A 232-nucleotide genomic window follows, 5' to 3' on the forward strand; every position below is an offset into this window, starting at 1 on the left:
GCGGTAAACGCCGACGCGACGACCACCGACGCGACGACCACCGACGCGGCGACCGCCGACGCCGCAGACGCTGAGGCCGTCGACCCCATCGATCCCTCGGCGTTCGACTCGATCGCGGAAGTCGACGATCGAATCGCGGAACTGGAAGACGACCGCGAGGAGATGGAGGAAGTGCCCATGACCGGGTGGCCGACCGACCGCGTTTACACGACGTTCTTCGACGCGGTCGACT

1 pseudogene is annotated in these 232 nt (G+C 67.2%); it reads left to right on the forward strand.

The features are described 5' to 3' along the window. Positions 1–232: pseudogene (locus AN233_RS17755) on the forward strand (cell division control protein Ccd6); the annotation flags it as partial.

The sequence above is a fragment of the Haloparvum sedimenti genome, from assembly GCF_001462205.1.
In the GTDB taxonomy this organism is placed as follows: Archaea; Halobacteriota; Halobacteria; order Halobacteriales; family Haloferacaceae; genus Haloparvum; species Haloparvum sedimenti.